Origin of the sequence: Bradyrhizobium sp. MOS001 (genome assembly GCF_004634465.1) — a bacterium.
Lineage (GTDB): Bacteria > Pseudomonadota > Alphaproteobacteria > Rhizobiales > Xanthobacteraceae > Bradyrhizobium > Bradyrhizobium barranii.
This window is the reverse complement of record NZ_SPVJ01000030.1, coordinates 68460-82871: the sequence shown is the minus strand read 5'-3', so window position 1 is coordinate 82871 and position 14412 is coordinate 68460. Positions and strand designations below refer to the sequence as shown.

At 65.1% G+C, this 14412-nt stretch carries 15 protein-coding genes; 10 read left to right on the top strand and 5 right to left on the bottom strand.

What is annotated here, in order from left to right:
• Window positions 1–109: 109 nt before the first annotated feature.
• Window positions 110–787 carry an alpha/beta family hydrolase gene (locus CT676_RS28935; protein WP_135215895.1) on the top strand — a complete coding sequence of 226 codons (678 nt, stop codon included), beginning with the start codon at window positions 110–112 and terminating at the stop codon, window positions 785–787.
• 3 nt (window positions 788–790) lie between these two features.
• Here CT676_RS28935 and CT676_RS28930 read toward each other — a convergent pair whose 3' ends face one another.
• Window positions 791–1765 (bottom strand): ketopantoate reductase family protein, encoded by a 975-nt coding sequence (locus CT676_RS28930; protein WP_135215913.1) that lies wholly within the window; start codon window positions 1763–1765, stop codon window positions 791–793.
• A 159-nt stretch (window positions 1766–1924) separates the two neighbouring features.
• Between CT676_RS28930 and CT676_RS28925 the strand changes: the two genes are divergently transcribed.
• Window positions 1925–2722 carry an enoyl-CoA hydratase-related protein gene (locus CT676_RS28925; protein ID WP_085398815.1) on the top strand — a complete coding sequence of 266 codons (798 nt, stop codon included), beginning with the start codon at window positions 1925–1927 and terminating at the stop codon, window positions 2720–2722.
• Window positions 2723–2739: 17 nt separating this feature from the next.
• Here the strand turns inward: CT676_RS28925 and CT676_RS28920 are convergent, their stop codons facing one another.
• Window positions 2740–3294, bottom strand: coding sequence for an NADAR family protein (locus CT676_RS28920; protein ID WP_085398814.1), 555 nt, complete (start codon window positions 3292–3294; stop codon window positions 2740–2742).
• Between the two features lie 40 nt (window positions 3295–3334).
• On the bottom strand, window positions 3335–3583 hold the full coding sequence (locus CT676_RS28915; RefSeq protein WP_244623293.1) for a hypothetical protein: 249 nt from the start codon (window positions 3581–3583) through the stop codon (window positions 3335–3337).
• A 199-nt stretch (window positions 3584–3782) separates the two neighbouring features.
• Between CT676_RS28915 and CT676_RS28910 the strand changes: the two genes are divergently transcribed.
• Window positions 3783–4772, top strand: a complete 990-nt coding sequence (locus CT676_RS28910; RefSeq protein WP_085398813.1) for a TRAP transporter substrate-binding protein — start codon at window positions 3783–3785, stop codon at window positions 4770–4772.
• 17 nt (window positions 4773–4789) lie between these two features.
• Window positions 4790–6826: a HAMP domain-containing methyl-accepting chemotaxis protein gene (locus CT676_RS28905; RefSeq protein ID WP_071916963.1), complete on the top strand. Its 2037-nt coding sequence runs from the start codon at window positions 4790–4792 to the stop codon at window positions 6824–6826.
• Window positions 6827–6869: 43 nt separating this feature from the next.
• On the opposite strand, the gene CT676_RS28900 is transcribed toward CT676_RS28905, so the two are convergent.
• Window positions 6870–7754, bottom strand: a complete 885-nt coding sequence (locus CT676_RS28900) for a LysR family transcriptional regulator (RefSeq protein ID WP_085398812.1) — start codon at window positions 7752–7754, stop codon at window positions 6870–6872.
• Window positions 7755–7864: 110 nt separating this feature from the next.
• Between CT676_RS28900 and CT676_RS28895 the strand changes: the two genes are divergently transcribed.
• Genes CT676_RS28895 through CT676_RS28880 form a run of 4 tightly spaced genes read left to right on the top strand, consistent with a single transcriptional unit; the run spans window position 7865 to window position 11883 of the window.
• Window positions 7865–9232: an FAD-dependent oxidoreductase gene (locus CT676_RS28895; RefSeq protein WP_135215894.1), complete on the top strand. Its 1368-nt coding sequence runs from the start codon at window positions 7865–7867 to the stop codon at window positions 9230–9232.
• Between the two features lie 45 nt (window positions 9233–9277).
• Window positions 9278–10282 carry an ABC transporter substrate-binding protein gene (locus tag CT676_RS28890; RefSeq protein WP_085398810.1) on the top strand — a complete coding sequence of 335 codons (1005 nt, stop codon included), beginning with the start codon at window positions 9278–9280 and terminating at the stop codon, window positions 10280–10282.
• A gap of 16 nt (window positions 10283–10298) precedes the next feature.
• On the top strand, window positions 10299–11072 hold the full coding sequence (locus CT676_RS28885) for an ABC transporter ATP-binding protein (protein ID WP_135215893.1): 774 nt from the start codon (window positions 10299–10301) through the stop codon (window positions 11070–11072).
• Complete coding sequence (locus tag CT676_RS28880) at window positions 11065–11883, top strand: ABC transporter permease (RefSeq protein WP_085398808.1); 819 nt, start codon at window positions 11065–11067, stop codon at window positions 11881–11883. The genes CT676_RS28885 and CT676_RS28880 overlap by 8 nt, the downstream gene beginning before the upstream one ends.
• A 116-nt stretch (window positions 11884–11999) precedes the next feature.
• On the opposite strand, the gene gtdA is transcribed toward CT676_RS28880, so the two are convergent.
• Window positions 12000–13040, bottom strand: coding sequence for a gentisate 1,2-dioxygenase (gtdA, locus tag CT676_RS28875; RefSeq protein WP_085398807.1), 1041 nt, complete (start codon window positions 13038–13040; stop codon window positions 12000–12002).
• A gap of 143 nt (window positions 13041–13183) precedes the next feature.
• On the opposite strand from gtdA, the gene maiA reads away from it, so the two are divergent.
• Together maiA and CT676_RS28865 are read left to right on the top strand one after the other, a co-directional pair.
• A complete protein-coding gene (gene maiA, locus CT676_RS28870) occupies window positions 13184–13816 on the top strand; it encodes a maleylacetoacetate isomerase (protein WP_085398806.1) in 633 nt (210 codons plus the stop codon).
• Window positions 13806–14318, top strand: coding sequence for a MarR family transcriptional regulator (locus CT676_RS28865; RefSeq protein ID WP_085398805.1), 513 nt, complete (start codon window positions 13806–13808; stop codon window positions 14316–14318). The genes maiA and CT676_RS28865 overlap by 11 nt, the downstream gene beginning before the upstream one ends.
• Window positions 14319–14412 lie beyond the last annotated feature (94 nt).

Sequence of the window (14412 nt, the reverse complement as noted above, 5' to 3'; positions counted from 1 at the left end):
GCGGCTTTCCGGCTTGGTAGGCTGGTCGGCGGCGGCAATTATTGTGTTTTCAGGCTGCGCCGGCGACGCTACCAAGGCGGCCGGAAACGCGTCTGCAGGATGGCTGATTGTGGCGACCAAAACTCAAGAGCTCAAGCTCGACATCGAGCGCATCGGCACGGTCTCGGCGATCCTGAAGCAGCCGGATAATGCGCGCGCCTGCTACGTCCTCGCGCACGGCGCCGGCGCAGGGATGCGGCATGCATCGATGGACAAGATTGCGGAGGGGCTCGCCGATCGTGGCATCGCAACGTTCCGCTTCAATTTTCCCTACATGGAAAACAAGCAGGGCCGTCCTGACCAGCCGGCGGTCGCCCACGCCACCATCCGCGCGGCAGTCGCGGACGCAGCGCGGCTCTGCCCCGGTCTGAAGCTTGTCGCCGGCGGAAAATCCTTCGGCGGGCGCATGACCTCGCAGGCGCAGTCCAAGGCGCCGCTGCCTGACGTCAAAGGGCTCGCCTTCCTCGGCTTTCCCCTGCACGCCGACAAGAAGCCGTCGACGGAGCGCGCCGAGCACCTGGCCCATGTCGAGATCCCGATGCTGTTCCTGCAAGGCACGCGCGACGGGCTTGCCGATCTCGGCCTCCTCAAGCCCGTGATTGCGCAGCTCGGCCCGAAGGCGACGCTGCACGAGGTCGCCGGCGGCGATCATTCCTTCGCGGTGCTGAAGAAGTCCGGCCGGACGAATGAAGAGGCGCTTGCAGAGGTGCTCGACACGCTCACGGCCTGGATCGATGAGCTCGCTTAAGGCTCAAGCGGAATAAAGCCCCTTGTCGCGCGCCTTCTGGATCGCGAGCGCGGCGATCAGGTCGAGCGTCGGCGTCGACAGGCCGGCGGTGCGGGCGAAGGCGGCGGGCGCCTTCACCAGCACGTCGATCTCCATGGCGCGGCCAAGCTCGTAATCCTGGAGCAGCGACGGCTTGTGGTTGGGGGCGGGGCCGCTGCGCGTCACGCGCTTGACCTCGGGGATGAAGTGCTGCGCGATGTCGTTGGCCTCGTTCAGCATGCGCGGAATGACCTCGGCAAAGGCGGGGTCGTCGCGCACGCCGCGCGCGGTCTGGCCGGTGAGCAGGCACAGCACCGACAGTGACATGTTGGTCAGGAGCTTTGACCAGATCGCCTCGCGGATCTCCGCCACCGGCGGCGATTCCAGCCGTGCGTCGTTGAGAACGCCGCGAAGCCTGGTGATGCGCTCGCAATTGCGGTCGTCGCATTCGCCGATCAGCAGGCGGTTGCGGTCCGGCGTCAGGTTCTGCACCACACCGGGCGCGATCACCTCGTTGGAGGAGAAGACGACGCCGCCGACGATCCGCTCTTTCGGAATGCATGCGCGCAAGCGCCCGCCGGGGTCGAGGAAGGAAATGTCGGGCGGCGTCGGATGCCGCGGCGGCAGGCCGATGCCGTACCACCAGGGAATACCGTTCTGCGCAAAGACGATCGCGGTGTCGTCATGGAGCAGCGGTTTTATGCTGGCGACCAGCCCCGTCAGCGCGGTCGCCTTGAGCGTGCTGATCACGACGTCCTGCGGGCCGAGCTGGGCCGCATCGCCGGAGGCGCTCACCTTGGCGGTGACCTCGGAATCGCCGACGCGCAGCTTCAGGCCATTGGCGCGGACCGCCTCCAGATGGGCGCCGCGCATCACGCACGAGACCTCATGGCCGGCGCGGGCCAGCCTGACCGCGATATGGCTGCCGACGGCGCCCGCGCCGAAAATGCAGATGCGCATGGTGTGATGTCCCGTCCCTGATCCCGTGATGTCGCCCGGCAGCAGCATGACACAACCCGCCATGCGATGGACGCGGCCGCCCTACGCCGGAAAGATATGGATCGGGATGAGTTGCCTCAGCCATAGTGGGCGGCAAACAAGATGCCCGGAGGATCGCCGATGACTGCCAACCCCGTCCTGTGGACCCTCGATGAGCGTGGGGTTGCGACCGTCACGTTAAACCGGCCTGAAGTGAACAATGCCTATGACGGCGCATTGATCGCAGGCGTGCTCGCAGCCATGGACGATCTCGGCAGGAAGTCCAACCTTCGCGTCGTCGTGCTCCGGGGCAATGGCAAGCATTTCCAGGCCGGCGCCGACCTCAAATGGATCAACGGCGTGCGGCCGCAATCGCCTGAGGCGAACGAGGCGGCGTCGCGGGCGACCTTCGAGGCCGTACAGCGGCTCAATACCTTGCCAATCCCGACCGTCGCGCTGGTACAGGGCGGCTGTTTTGGCGGCGGCACCGGTGTGATCGCCGCTTGCGACATCGTGATCGCGGCGGACAATGCGCTGTTCTCGATCACGGAGGTGCGCTGGGGCCTGACCGCCGCGATCATCATCCCGCAGCTTTGCGATACCATTAGTGTACGGCAAGTCCGCCGCTACGCGCTGACCGGCGAACGTTTCGGCGCCGAAGACGCCCGCCGCATCGGCCTCGTCCACGAGGTCGTCCCGCTCGCCGACCTCGAAGCCGCCGGCGCCAAGGTGGTCGAGCAGCTCCTTGCCAACGGACCGGAGGCGATGGCCGAGACCAAGCGGCTCGCGCTGGAGAGCTCGTTCGGCGGGATGGCGGTGGACGATGCCGCGTACAAGCGGCTGGTGCACCTGCATTCAGTCAAGCGTCAGAGCGCGGAGGCGGCGGAAGGGCTGGCGTCGTTCGCGGAGAAGCGGGCGGCGAATTGGGGTAGCGGCTAGGGGAAAGGGGGGCTCGCCTACCGTTTTGATCTCAGCAAGTGGCGAACTTTCATGAGCGCAAAACCCAGCAGATTCAGTCCGCGCCATTTGTGAGGCTCTCTTGCCCGCTTGTCGTCGGCAGCAAGACCGATGCCCCAAATCCTGTCGACAGGGCTGGCCTCCACAAGCACCGCATTGCCCGTCACCAGCAGCCAGTCTTCAAGCTCGGCGTTTTGGCCGAACTTCGCAAAATTGCCGCGTACCGCCGTCTCGAAGCGATGTGCAATCCAATGCTCTTCATCAAAGCCGCGCACGGTCCGGCCAAGGCTCTTCGCCTCAGAGGGGCTGGACGAAGACAGAATGGCGGCGAGAGTCTCTTGATCCCCGAACAGCTCGGCCTTCCGGACCATCATGTAGTGTTCGGCGGTCGCGTATGTCCGAGCGTCAACGGAGAACGTTGCCGGCCACCACTGGCTGAGCACGTGCTTATCGATCCTTTGATCCTTCGGGGTATGCCCCCAAAACAGCAGAAATTCGGGAGCCCACCCGGAGTCGATTGCGCTCTTCAGGGCCCCAACGTCCTCAATTTGCATCGACGTTCTCTTCCGTCAGTTCGGTCACAAGTCGCACCGTTCAGCAGCCGCGGCAGATGTTGTTGATACTGCGATAGACGGCATCGTCGTCCTGCCGCATCTGGCGCACCGATTCGAGCGTCTTGCTTTCCGCGCCGGGCTCCGGCTTGCGCTTCGCGGCCAGCGCGGCTTCCTGACGTTGGTAACACGCTTCGCGCTCCGGCTTGGCCTGGATGAACCGGCATTGCGCGACCTCGGCGCGGGCCGGGGCCGTACCGGCCATAATGCCGATCGCGATGACGGCAGCCACGCATATTCTTGATCCCATCGTCATTCGCTCGAACCACACATTATCCCACAGCAACCCGATACCATCTGCATCGGACCTCCGTCCCAATTCTCGTCGGCGGCGGTTCGAAGCGAATCTCCGTAATTCCGCGGGGCCTTCCTTAAGGGTTCAATCATTCCCCGCCATTAGGGTTACGACAATTGTCACGCCATGGTGTCGAATGCACAGACAAGTTTTGGGACTTTGGAAAGCCGGATCGATCGTCGCCGCGGCGGCGGGGCTGCTGGTTCTGCAACCGGCTGCCGCTTCACCGCGATTGATCTCTCTGGCATTCAATTCCCAGCTGGGGAGCCCGCAGCAAATCGGAGCCGATGAGTTTCGCCAGAAGCTGGTGGCATCGGCCGGCAAGCGCATCGTGATCGACGAGCGCGCCACCAACGCGCTCGGCAGCGAGAATGCCATCCTGGCGGCGACCCGGGCCGGCTCGGTCGATATGGCGGTGCTGTCGGGGTCTGTGGTCAGTTCGGTCGTCCCCGAACTTGGCGTGTTCGACATTCCCTTCCTGTTCCGCGACACAGCCCACGCGAAGGCCGTGGCGCAAGGTCCGGCCGGCGCGGCGATCGCCACTAAATTCGCTGACAAGGGGCTGACGCTGCTGGCAATCGGCCGACAGGGATTTCGCAACGTCACGAATTCCAAACGGCCGGTTCGCACGCCCGAGGATATCAAAGGTCTCAAGATTCGCGTCATTCCGAACGAGATCTACCAGATGACGTTCAAGGCGCTCGGCGCCGAAGTGGTCCCGATGGAATTTCCGCTGGTCTATACCGCGCTGAAGGACGGCCGGCTCGATGGGCAGGAAAATCCGGTGCCGACCATCGCCGGCTCCCGGCTCTACGAAGTCCAGAAATACCTCACGCTGACCGGTCACTTCTTCGCGCCGATCGCGTTCGTCGCCAACCGTGCCATGTTCGAACAGCTTCCGCCGGCCGACCAGGCCATGCTGATCGCGCTGGCGAAGGAGGGAGCGGAGGCGACCTGGCAGGCGAAGCTCGATGCCGCGTCGCTCGAGCAAGTGCGTAGCGGCGGCATGGACGTCATCGAGACATTCGATCGCCAGCCCTTCGTCGACGCGGTCAAGCCGCTCGATCAGGAATTCGAGAAGCGGTTTGGCAAGGATCTGCTCGCCGCCATCCGCTCCACCCGTTGAAGAATTTCGGATTTGCCATGAAATTATCGCACATGATGTCCCGCGTCGGCGTTCGTCCGCGCGTGTTTGGCGGCTTCGCGCTGGTTCTCAGCTTTCTGGTCCTGCTCGCGGGCTTCGCCATGGTCCAGGTCGAGCGGATCGGCGGAACGGTCAATGAGCTCGTGACCAGCGCTGCCGGCGACGCCGGCATGTCACAGGCGCGGGCCGCGCTTCTGGAGGCGAACTCGGCGGTCGAGAAATTCATCCGAACCTGGAATGTCGGCGACAAGGATGCCGCGGCCAAGGCGATCGACGGCGTCGGCAAACTGGCCGATCAGGTCGACCGGCAGTTCGGCAAGCTGCAAGCGATCGCGGAAGGCATCGGCCCGGTCAAGACCGCGCTGGAAACCTATCGCTCGTCGTTCACCGCGGCAGCGGAGGCGGCGGATCGGCTGCGCGCCGCGACCACGAAAACCGACGCCCAGGGTGCAGCCGCCGGCCTCAATGTCAGCGGCATTCAGGTTGCGCTCGCCAACCGGTCCGAAGACGCGGAACGGCTGGTCAACCCGATGCGTCTGGCCGGCGTCGTTGACGCACTGCGGATCACCGTGATGCGCTATGGCTCCACCTTGTCGACGGGCGATGCCGACGACGCCAAGCAGGCCTTGTCCTACGCCCAGCTGGCGATCGCGGACACCGAGGCTGAGCTGGCGGGGGCGAACGACGCCAAACTGAAGGCGCTGGTCGCCGCGCTCAAGACCGCGATCACTGCCGACGCGGCCGCGCTGGACGAGGTCATCAAGGTGGCCGCCGATCTGCGCGCCAGGCAGGCCGAATTGAAGAAAGCCAGTGCGGCAATCGACGACCACGTCAACAAGATCAACGCGAAGCTCGGCACCGTGCGCGCCGAGCAGGGCGACAAGACCGCGGCAGCGGTCGATCAGACCAAGCAGACCGTCATCGCGACCGCGGCCGGCGCGCTGCTGCTGGGAGCGGTGCTGGCGTGGTTGATCGGCGCCAGCGTGTCCGGTCCGATTCGCAGCATGACCGACCGGATGCAATCGCTGGCGGCGGGCGAGCTCGATGAGCCGATCCCGGGCGGCGACTCGCGCGACGAAATCGGCCGCATGGCGCGCGCCGTCGAGGTGTTCCGCGAAAACGCGCTAGCGGTTCGCCGCATGGAAGGCGAGGCGACGGCACAGCGCGAAGCCAGCGAGGCTGACCGCGCCCGCATGATGTCGGATCTTGCCGGCCGCTTCGAGCAGGGCATGCAGGGAGTCATTTCCGGTGTCGGCGGCCGTGCCGACGACATGGGGCGCAGCGCCGAGGAATTGGCAAAGGTCGCCGAACGCGGACGCGGGCTCGCCGAAGCGGTCGCGACCCGCGCCGAGCAGGCATCGATGAATGTGCAGACCGTCGCCTCCGCCACCCAGCAACTCGCGGCCTCGATCCGTGAAATCTCGAGCCAGGTGCACCGCTCCGTCGCGGTCTCGAACAGGGCGACCGACGAGACCAACCGCACCTCCGAATTGATGCATGGGCTGTCGGATGCGGCTGAGAAGATCGGCACCATCATTCAGCTGATTCAGGCCATCGCCAGCCAGACCAATTTGCTGGCGCTGAACGCGACCATCGAAGCGGCGCGCGCCGGCGATGCCGGCCGGGGCTTCGCGATCGTCGCCAGCGAGGTCAAGAGTCTCGCCACCCAGACGGCGCAGGCGACCGAGCAGATCGCCAGCCAGATCGCGACGATTCAGAGTGCGACTGGCCAATCGGTTCAGGCGATCAGGCAGTTCGGCTCCACCGTCAAGGAAATGGCCGACATCGCCACGGCGATTGCCGCGGCCGTCGAAGAGCAGGGCGCGGCCACGGGCGAAATCGCGCGCAACGTCGAGGAGGCGGCCAACGGTACCACGGCGGTGACGCAGGAAATCGGTCAGGTGCGCGCCGTGGCGGGCGAGACCGACGCCGGCGCCGAAGCCGCCCTCACGGTCGCAGCCGCCCTGAAGCAGCAGGCGGATTCGATGAGGTCGAACGTCGACGATTTCCTCCACACCATCCGCTCGGCTGCCTGAACCCGGAGAAGCCGGCGACGCCATGGGGGCGCACGAGGCGGCCTTACAGCACCGGTAGCAGCGCGCTCTTCAATTCGCGCAAGAGAGCTTGCACCGCGGCGGCGTTGCGCCGCCGCTCGGGGATCGCGGCCTTGACCCACAGCTCGGGAATTGGAAAGTCGCGCAGCACCGGCTTGAGCGTACCCTCGCGCAGGGCATCCGCCACGAGATAATGGGAGATTAGCGCGATGCCGTTACCGGCGATCGCGCTGCGCGCCAGCACATGGCCCTCGTTGGAGGAGAGCAGCGGGCTGACCTGAATGCTGATGCGCCCGCGCGGGCCGTCGAAGATCCACTCCGGTCCCGTCGGCAGGAAGCTGAGGCAGCGATGGTCGACGAGGTCGCGCGGGTGCTTTGGCGCGCCGTGCTTCTTCAAATAGGCCGGTGAGGCGCAGAGCAGCCGCTTCAGCGGACACAGCGGCTCGTCGACCACGCCGCCGAAGGAATGAGGGAAGGCGCCGATGGCGATGTCAAAGCCTTCGGTGACGGGATCGACCGGACGGTCGATCAGCACGATCTCGAGTTTCAATCGGGGGTTCTGCGTCTGGAAGGCGCTGAAGGCGTCGGCAAGGCGCGCCACGGTGAGCGAGGTCGGCGCCTTGATGCGGAGGTGATCGACGAGATCGTGTCCCTTCTCGCCCATGCGCGAGAGCAGGTCGGTGGCATCGGCGACGACACTGCGGGCGCGATGCACATAGCGCTGGCCGGCCTCCGTCAGGCGCAATTGCCGGGTCGAGCGATGGAACAGCGGCGCGCCGATCCGCGCCTCCAGTTGCGTGACGCGCTTGGCCACGACCGAGGTCGAGACATTGAGCTTGCGCGCGGCGGCAGAGAATCCGGCCGTATCCGCGGTGGCGAGGAAGGCCTGAAGGTTCACCAGGATGTCCATGTCGACCTTTCTCGATTCGAGAAAGCTGATCGCGTATTTTGGTGGATTGTAGCTTGCCCTGCGTTAATTCATAGTCGGCTTCAAGCAAGAGATTTTGGGAGCGGACGCGCATGCGGGCCATGATGATCGAAGAACCGGCACGCCAGGTGCCGCTCTACGGCGATTATGAAGTCGTCGTTCTCGGCGGCGGCCCGGCCGGCATCGTGGCGGCGGCGTCAGCGGCGCGCGCGGGACGAAAGACGCTGCTGATCGAGCGCTACGGCTTCCTTGGCGGCATGGGCACGGCTGCCGGCGTCACCAATTTCTGCGGCCTGCATGGCAATGTCTACGGCGAGGCCCACCGGCTGGTGCAGGGCATGGCGTCCGAACTGCTGGCGCGGATCGATCATTTGAACGGCCTCAACGCGCCGCATCTGATCCTCGGCAAGGTCTTCGCCCAGGCCTATGACACCGCGGCCTACAAGATCGCGGCCGACGAGCTGCTCGCCAGCCACAAGGTGCACATCCTCTTCCATGCGCTCGGTGCCGGCGTCGTGATGGGCGATAACAGCCGCATCGATGCGCTGATGGTCGAGACCAAGGCCGGACGGCAGGCGGTTCGCGCCGAGATCTTCATCGATTGCTCCGGCGACGGCGACCTCGCGGTCTGGGCCGGGGCGCCGTTCGAGCTCGGCGACGAGCACGGCCATCCGATGTACCCCTCGATGATGCTCCGCCTCAACGGCATCGATCCCGAGAAGGCTGGCGATGCCTGGCGGACCATCCCGGAATTGATGGAGAAGGCGATCGCCGCCGGCACCCACACATTCCCGCGCAAGAGCGCAATCGTGCGGCCGCAGAAATCAGGGATCGAATGGCGGGTGAATTTCACGCAAGTGGCGCGCGAGGACGGCCATGCCATCAACGGCATCGAGCCCGACGACCTCACCCGCGGCGAGATCGAGGGCCGCAAGCAGGCGCTGGCTGCATTCGAGTTCCTGCGCAGCACCGTGCCGGGTTTTGAAAAGTCCTACATCGTCGATTTGCCGCCGCAGCTCGGCATCCGCGAGACCCGTCGCATCAAGGGCGGCTACCAGCTCAGCGGCGAGGACGTGCTCGGCTGTGCCTCGTTCGCGGATTCGATCGGCGTCAATGGCTGGCCGATCGAGGCCCATGTTCCCGGCGACGTGGTCTTCACGTTCCCGCCAATCCCGGAATCGCGCGGCTACAACGAGCTGCCTTACCGGATGCTGGTGCCCGAGGGCGTCGACAATCTCCTCGTCGCCGGCCGCTGCGCCTCGATGACCCATGAGGGCCAGTCGGCGGCGCGGGTTTCCGGTGCCTGTTTCGTGATGGGGGAGGCCGCCGGTTCCGCCGCGGCGCTCGCGCTCTCAGGAAACCGCATCCCGCGCGACATCCCCATTGAAAAATTGCAGGAAACGTTGAAACAACAGGGCGCCTTCATCGGGCGGGACCAGCCCGTGCCTGAAGGTTTGTGACGGTTGTAACAGAACGACCGAGAGAACGACGACGGAGGACACGGGATGATCGGGATTGCGCGGCTCGCACTGGCTGGCCTGATGGCGATCACAGCGATGGGCACGGCCCGGGCCGAAGACGCGCTGAAGGCCAGGATCGGCGTGCTCCGCCTGTCGTCGTCCGCGCCCGTCTTCATTGCGCAGGACAAGGGCTATTTCCGCGAGGCCGGTCTCGACGTCGAGCTGAAGTTCTTCGATGCGGCGCAGCCGATCGCGGTCGCGACGACCTCGGGCGACATCGATTTCGGCGTCACCGCCTTCACCGCCGGTCTCTACAATCTCGCCGGCAAGGGCACGCTGAAAGTGATCGGCGGCATGAGCCGCGAGAAGGCCGGTTATCCCTTGATCGGCTATTTCGCCAGCAACAACGCCTATGCCGCCGGGCTGAAGACGCCGAAGGACCTCGCGGGCAAGCGCGTGGCCGTGACGCAGGTTGGCTCGTCCTTTCACTATTCGCTGGGGCTGCTCGCCGACAAATACGGTTTCAAGCTCGCCGACGTGAAGATCGTGCCGCTGCAATCGCTGTCGAACGCGGCCGCCGCACTGAAGGGCGAAACCGTGGATGCGGCGCTGCTGCCGATCTCCACCGCGCGAAAGCTGATGGACGAGGGCGGCGCGAAGTTTTTGGGATGGGTCGGCGACGAGACGCCGTGGCAGCTCGGCGCAGTGTTCGCTTCGCCGAAGACGCTGACCAACAAGGTGCTGGTGACAAAATTTCTCGGCGTACTCGCGAAAGCCGACCGCGAATATCACGACGTCATCCTCGCCGCCATGAAGGACGGCGTCGCGCCCATCAACGACAAGACGAAACCGCTGCTGGAGATCATCGCGAAGTACACCAACTTGCCGGTCGAGCAGGTGGTCGGCAATTGCGCCTATATCGATCCCGACGGCAAGCTGGACGTCAAGAACGTCGACAACCAGATCAAATGGCTCCAGGAGCAGGGCTTTGCCGACAAGGGCTTTGATGTGAACGCGATCATCGCCAAGGATTTTGTGAAGGCGGATTGAGAGTAGAACGCAGCTTATGGACCTGATCTCTAACCACATCAGCCATCGCTTCGGCGACCTCGCCGTGCTCGACGACGTTTCCTTCACCGTCGGTGCCGGCGAAGTGGTGGCGATCGTCGGGCCTTCGGGATGTGGCAAAAGCACGCTGCTGTCGATTCTCGGCGGGCTGTTGCAGCCGACCTCGGGCGCGCCGGAGCTGCGCGGGACTCCGCCGGCGGACAGCCTCAATCCGCTGACCTTCGTATTCCAGGATTTCGCGCTGCTGCCCTGGGCGACGGTGGAGGAGAATGTCGAATTCCCGCTGCTGCATACCCAGCTCTCGGCCGTGCAGCGCCGCGCGCTGGTCGACGACGCCTTGCGCCGCACCGGCTTGACCGATTTTCGCACAACCTATCCGAAGCAGCTTTCCGGCGGCATGCGCCAGCGCGTCGGCATTTCGCGCGCGCTCGCGGTCAAGCCCGCCATCCTGCTGATGGACGAGCCGCTCTCGGCGCTGGATTCGCAAACCCGCGAATTGCTTATGGAAGACTTCGTCCGCCTGCTCGCCGATGGCGGCATGGGTGCGGTCTATGTCACCCACAATCTCGAGGAAGCCGCACGGCTCGCTGACCGCATCGTGGTGCTGTCGCGGCGGCCCGGCCGTATTCGCGAAGTCGTGACCGTACCGATGACGCGCACCGAGCGCGGCGAGATCGCTGCGCGTGAAAAGCTGCTGGCGCTTCAGAACCAGATCTGGTCGCTGATCCGCAACGAGGCGATCGACGCCGAGCGCGAGGTCCAGCATGCTTGATCGCGCGGGGACGTCTGCGAAGGACGACACGACGCGGCGCGTCCGTTTTCGCGGCGCCGGCTTCGTGCCCGCCAGCAGCCGCTTCGGCGGCTGGATCGCGCTCGCCCTCGTCATCGCGATCTGGCAGGCGGCCGGCAGCGCTGGGCTTGTCAATCCGCTGTTCCTGCCGGCGCCGGCTGCGATCGCACGGGCGATCTACGAGCTCGCGATGTCAGGCGCGCTCTGGCAGCATCTGTCGGCCTCGATCCTGCGCATCGGCGTCGGCTGGGTGCTGGGAACGGCGGCCGGCGTCGCGGTCGGCTTCGCCATCGGCCTGTCGCGGCTTGCACGCAGCGTCGGCATCACCTTCATCTCGGCGCTGTTCCCGATCCCGAAGATCGCACTGCTGCCATTGCTCATTCTCTGGCTCGGCATCGGCGAAGAGCCGAAGATCGCGACGATTGCGCTCGGCGTGTTCTTCTCGACCGCGATCTCGGTCTATAGCGGCGTCGATGCGGTGCCGCGCAACCTCATCCGCATGGCGCAGAGTTTCAACGTTCCCTTCGCCACCATCGTGCGCAAGGTGATCTGGCCCGGCGCGCTGCCCGCCATCCTCGCCGGCTTCCGCATCACGGCGTCCGTCGCGCTGCTGCTCGTCGTCAGTGCCGAGATGATCGGCGCCCAGTACGGCATCGGCGCCTTCGTGCTTCAGGCCGGCAATCTGATGCAGACGGACCAGCTGCTCGCGGGCGTGGTGATCCTGTCGGTGTTCGGGCTTGTGGTGGGGAAGGTGATCGGCTGGCTGGAGATCAAATTATTGCACTGGCGGTGAGGCATACTCTCGTCATTGCGAGGAGCGGAGCGACGAAGCAATCCAGACTGTCTCCGCAGAAAGATTCTGGATTGCTTCGCTTCGCTCGCAATGACGATGCTGGCTGGCGGCGTCGCCTACGCGTTCCCGCGATCCTCGCGGAACAGATCCAGCTTCTGCTGCACCGGGCGATCCGAGAAGCTGAACAGCACGGCGTCGTCTTCGGCTTCGTGCGTCACCCACTGCCAGCTCGGCACCACGAACAGATCGCGCGGGCCCCATTCGAAAACGGCATCGCCAATACGGCTGCGTCCCTTGCCCTCGATCGGACAGAACACGGTCGCATCGGTCGCGCGATAGCGTGCCGTCTTGAAACCCTTCGGCAGCAACTGGATGAAGGTGCCGATGGTCGGCATTGCGAAATCGCCGGTCTCGGGGTTGCTGAATTTCAGCTTCAATCCGTGGCAGCCGTCCCACTCCTGGCTCGCGCGTGCTTTCTCCAGCGCCTCGCGGGTGTAGGCATAGGGATAGCTGAAGATCGGTGAGGTCTTGGACGATCGCTTCGCGTCGACCGGCAGCAAATTGTGGCCGTAGCGCGCAAAGCTGTCGCCGGCAGGCCTTGTGATCCTCTGCTGGTCTTCCTTGGAGCCTTCCGCAAAGGAGCAGTCGAAGAACTGCACCAGCGGGATGTCGAGGCCGTCGAGCCAGAACATCGGCTTATCGGTTTCGTTGGAATGGTCGTGCCAGGTCATCGACGGCGTGATGATGAAATCGCCGGGCTCCATCGCGGTGCGCTCGCCGTCGACCGCTGTGTGGGCGCCCTTGCCTTCGAGCACGAAGCGCAGCGCCGACTGGCTGTGGCGGTGTGCGGGCGCGACGTCGCCGGGCACCACCATCTGCACGCCGGCATAGAGCGAGGTCGTGATTTTCGACTGGCCACGCAGGCCGGGGTTCTCCAGCACCAGCACGCGCCGTTCGGCTTCCTTGGCCGTGATCAGTCGGCCTGCTTCCGTCATGTAGTCGCGGATGACGTCGAATTTCCACAGATGCGGGCGGCAGGCGCTCCTCGGCTCCGGCGTGATCAAATCGCCCATCACCGTCCACAGCGCGGTGAGGTTTTCGCCGTCGATCTTCTTGTAGAAGGCCTCGCGTTCCGGCGTCTTGGTCACGGCTTCCATGGTGCGGCTCCCGTTCGTTTTGTTGATTGACAGTATACTGACGATCTAGGTAGCGTCAACGTAATGGACGACATACAAGGTCGTCATTCCGGGCTCTCGCTTCGCGAGCCCCGGAATGACGAAAAATAAAAGGGAGGGTTCCGATGAAGCTGCACGGCTATTTCCGCTCCAGCGCCGCCTATCGGGTGCGGATCGCGCTGAACCTCAAGGGCCTCGGCGCCGAGCACCTGCCGCATCATCTTCGCAAGGGCGAGCAATGTGCGCCCGCCTATCTCGCCATCAATCCGCAAGGGCTGGTGCCGACGCTGGAGAACGATGCGGGAGCGGTACTGACCCAATCGGTCGCCATCATCGAATGGCTCGACGAGACGCATCCCAATCCGCCGCTGCTGCCGAAGGATCCGCTGCGGCGCGCCAAGGTGAGGGCGTTCGCGCTGGCGATCGCTTGCGACACCCACCCGGTGCAGAATTTGAAGGTGCTGGCGCGGCTGCGCGAGCTCGGCCTTGCCGAGGAGAAGGTCCAGGACTGGGCGGCGTGGGTCAACCGCGAGGGGCTGTCGGCCTGCGAGACGCTGATCAGGGACGAGGCGGGGCCGTTCTGCTTCGGCGATGTGGCGACGCTCGCCGATCTCTGCCTGGTGCCGCAGCTCGCCAATGCCCGCCGCTTCGGCGTCGATGTGTCGGCCTATCCGCGGCTGCTGAAGGCGGAGGCTGCGGCAAAGGCGCTGCCGGCCTTCGCAAATGCCGCGCCGGAGAAGCAGCCCGATGCCGAGTAAGCCCGCCGCTCCGATCACGATCGACGCGGTCTATGCCGCGCCGGGCTATCTGTTCCGGCGCATGCAGCAGATCGCAGTCTCGATCTTCATGGAGGAGTGCAAGGCGTTCGATCTCACCCCGGTGCAATATGCGGCGCTGATCGCGATCCACACCCATCCCGGCATCGACGCGACACGGCTGTCGGCGGTGATCGCTTTCGACCGCTCCACGCTCGGCAGCGTGATCGAGCGGCTGCAGGCCAAGGATTTTGTCGAGCGCAAGCCGGCACCCGAAGACAAGCGGATCAAGCTGCTCTATCTGACGAAATCAGGCGCCGCGATCCTGCGCGAGATCATCCCCGCCGTCGAGCGCGCCCAGGCGCGCATGCTGGAGCCGCTGAAACCCGCCGACCGCAAGGCGCTGATGGGGCTTTTGGTGCAGCTCGTCGACCTCAACAACGAGGCCTCGCGCGTGCCGCTGCGCGCGGAGGACGCGCTGGAGCATATGGGGAAGGCGGGGTGAGCGGGATGGTCGGCGGATGCGGTGACGCTGTCGCCTTTATCTCCGCTGTCATTCCCCGCGAAAGCGGGGAATCCAGTACGCCGCGGCTTCTCGG

What these genes read in the sequence shown, in the direction of transcription:
- CT676_RS28905 (WP_071916963.1), top strand. Translation starts at nt 4,790, where the DNA reads ATGAAATTATCGCACATGATGTCCCGCGTCGGCGTTCGTCCGCGCGTG.
- CT676_RS28895 (WP_135215894.1), top strand. Translation starts at nt 7,865, where the DNA reads ATGCGGGCCATGATGATCGAAGAACCGGCACGCCAGGTGCCGCTCTAC.
- CT676_RS28890 (WP_085398810.1), top strand. Translation starts at nt 9,278, where the DNA reads ATGATCGGGATTGCGCGGCTCGCACTGGCTGGCCTGATGGCGATCACA.
- gtdA (WP_085398807.1), bottom strand. Translation starts at nt 13,040, where the DNA reads ATGGAAGCCGTGACCAAGACGCCGGAACGCGAGGCCTTCTACAAGAAG.
- CT676_RS28865 (WP_085398805.1), top strand. Translation starts at nt 13,806, where the DNA reads ATGCCGAGTAAGCCCGCCGCTCCGATCACGATCGACGCGGTCTATGCC.
- CT676_RS28900 (WP_085398812.1), bottom strand. Translation starts at nt 7,754, where the DNA reads ATGGACATCCTGGTGAACCTTCAGGCCTTCCTCGCCACCGCGGATACG.
- CT676_RS28910 (WP_085398813.1), top strand. Translation starts at nt 3,783, where the DNA reads ATGCACAGACAAGTTTTGGGACTTTGGAAAGCCGGATCGATCGTCGCC.
- maiA (WP_085398806.1), top strand. Translation starts at nt 13,184, where the DNA reads ATGAAGCTGCACGGCTATTTCCGCTCCAGCGCCGCCTATCGGGTGCGG.
- CT676_RS28880 (WP_085398808.1), top strand. Translation starts at nt 11,065, where the DNA reads ATGCTTGATCGCGCGGGGACGTCTGCGAAGGACGACACGACGCGGCGC.
- CT676_RS28930 (WP_135215913.1), bottom strand. Translation starts at nt 1,765, where the DNA reads ATGCGCATCTGCATTTTCGGCGCGGGCGCCGTCGGCAGCCATATCGCG.
- CT676_RS28920 (WP_085398814.1), bottom strand. Translation starts at nt 3,294, where the DNA reads ATGCAAATTGAGGACGTTGGGGCCCTGAAGAGCGCAATCGACTCCGGG.
- CT676_RS28925 (WP_085398815.1), top strand. Translation starts at nt 1,925, where the DNA reads ATGACTGCCAACCCCGTCCTGTGGACCCTCGATGAGCGTGGGGTTGCG.
- CT676_RS28885 (WP_135215893.1), top strand. Translation starts at nt 10,299, where the DNA reads ATGGACCTGATCTCTAACCACATCAGCCATCGCTTCGGCGACCTCGCC.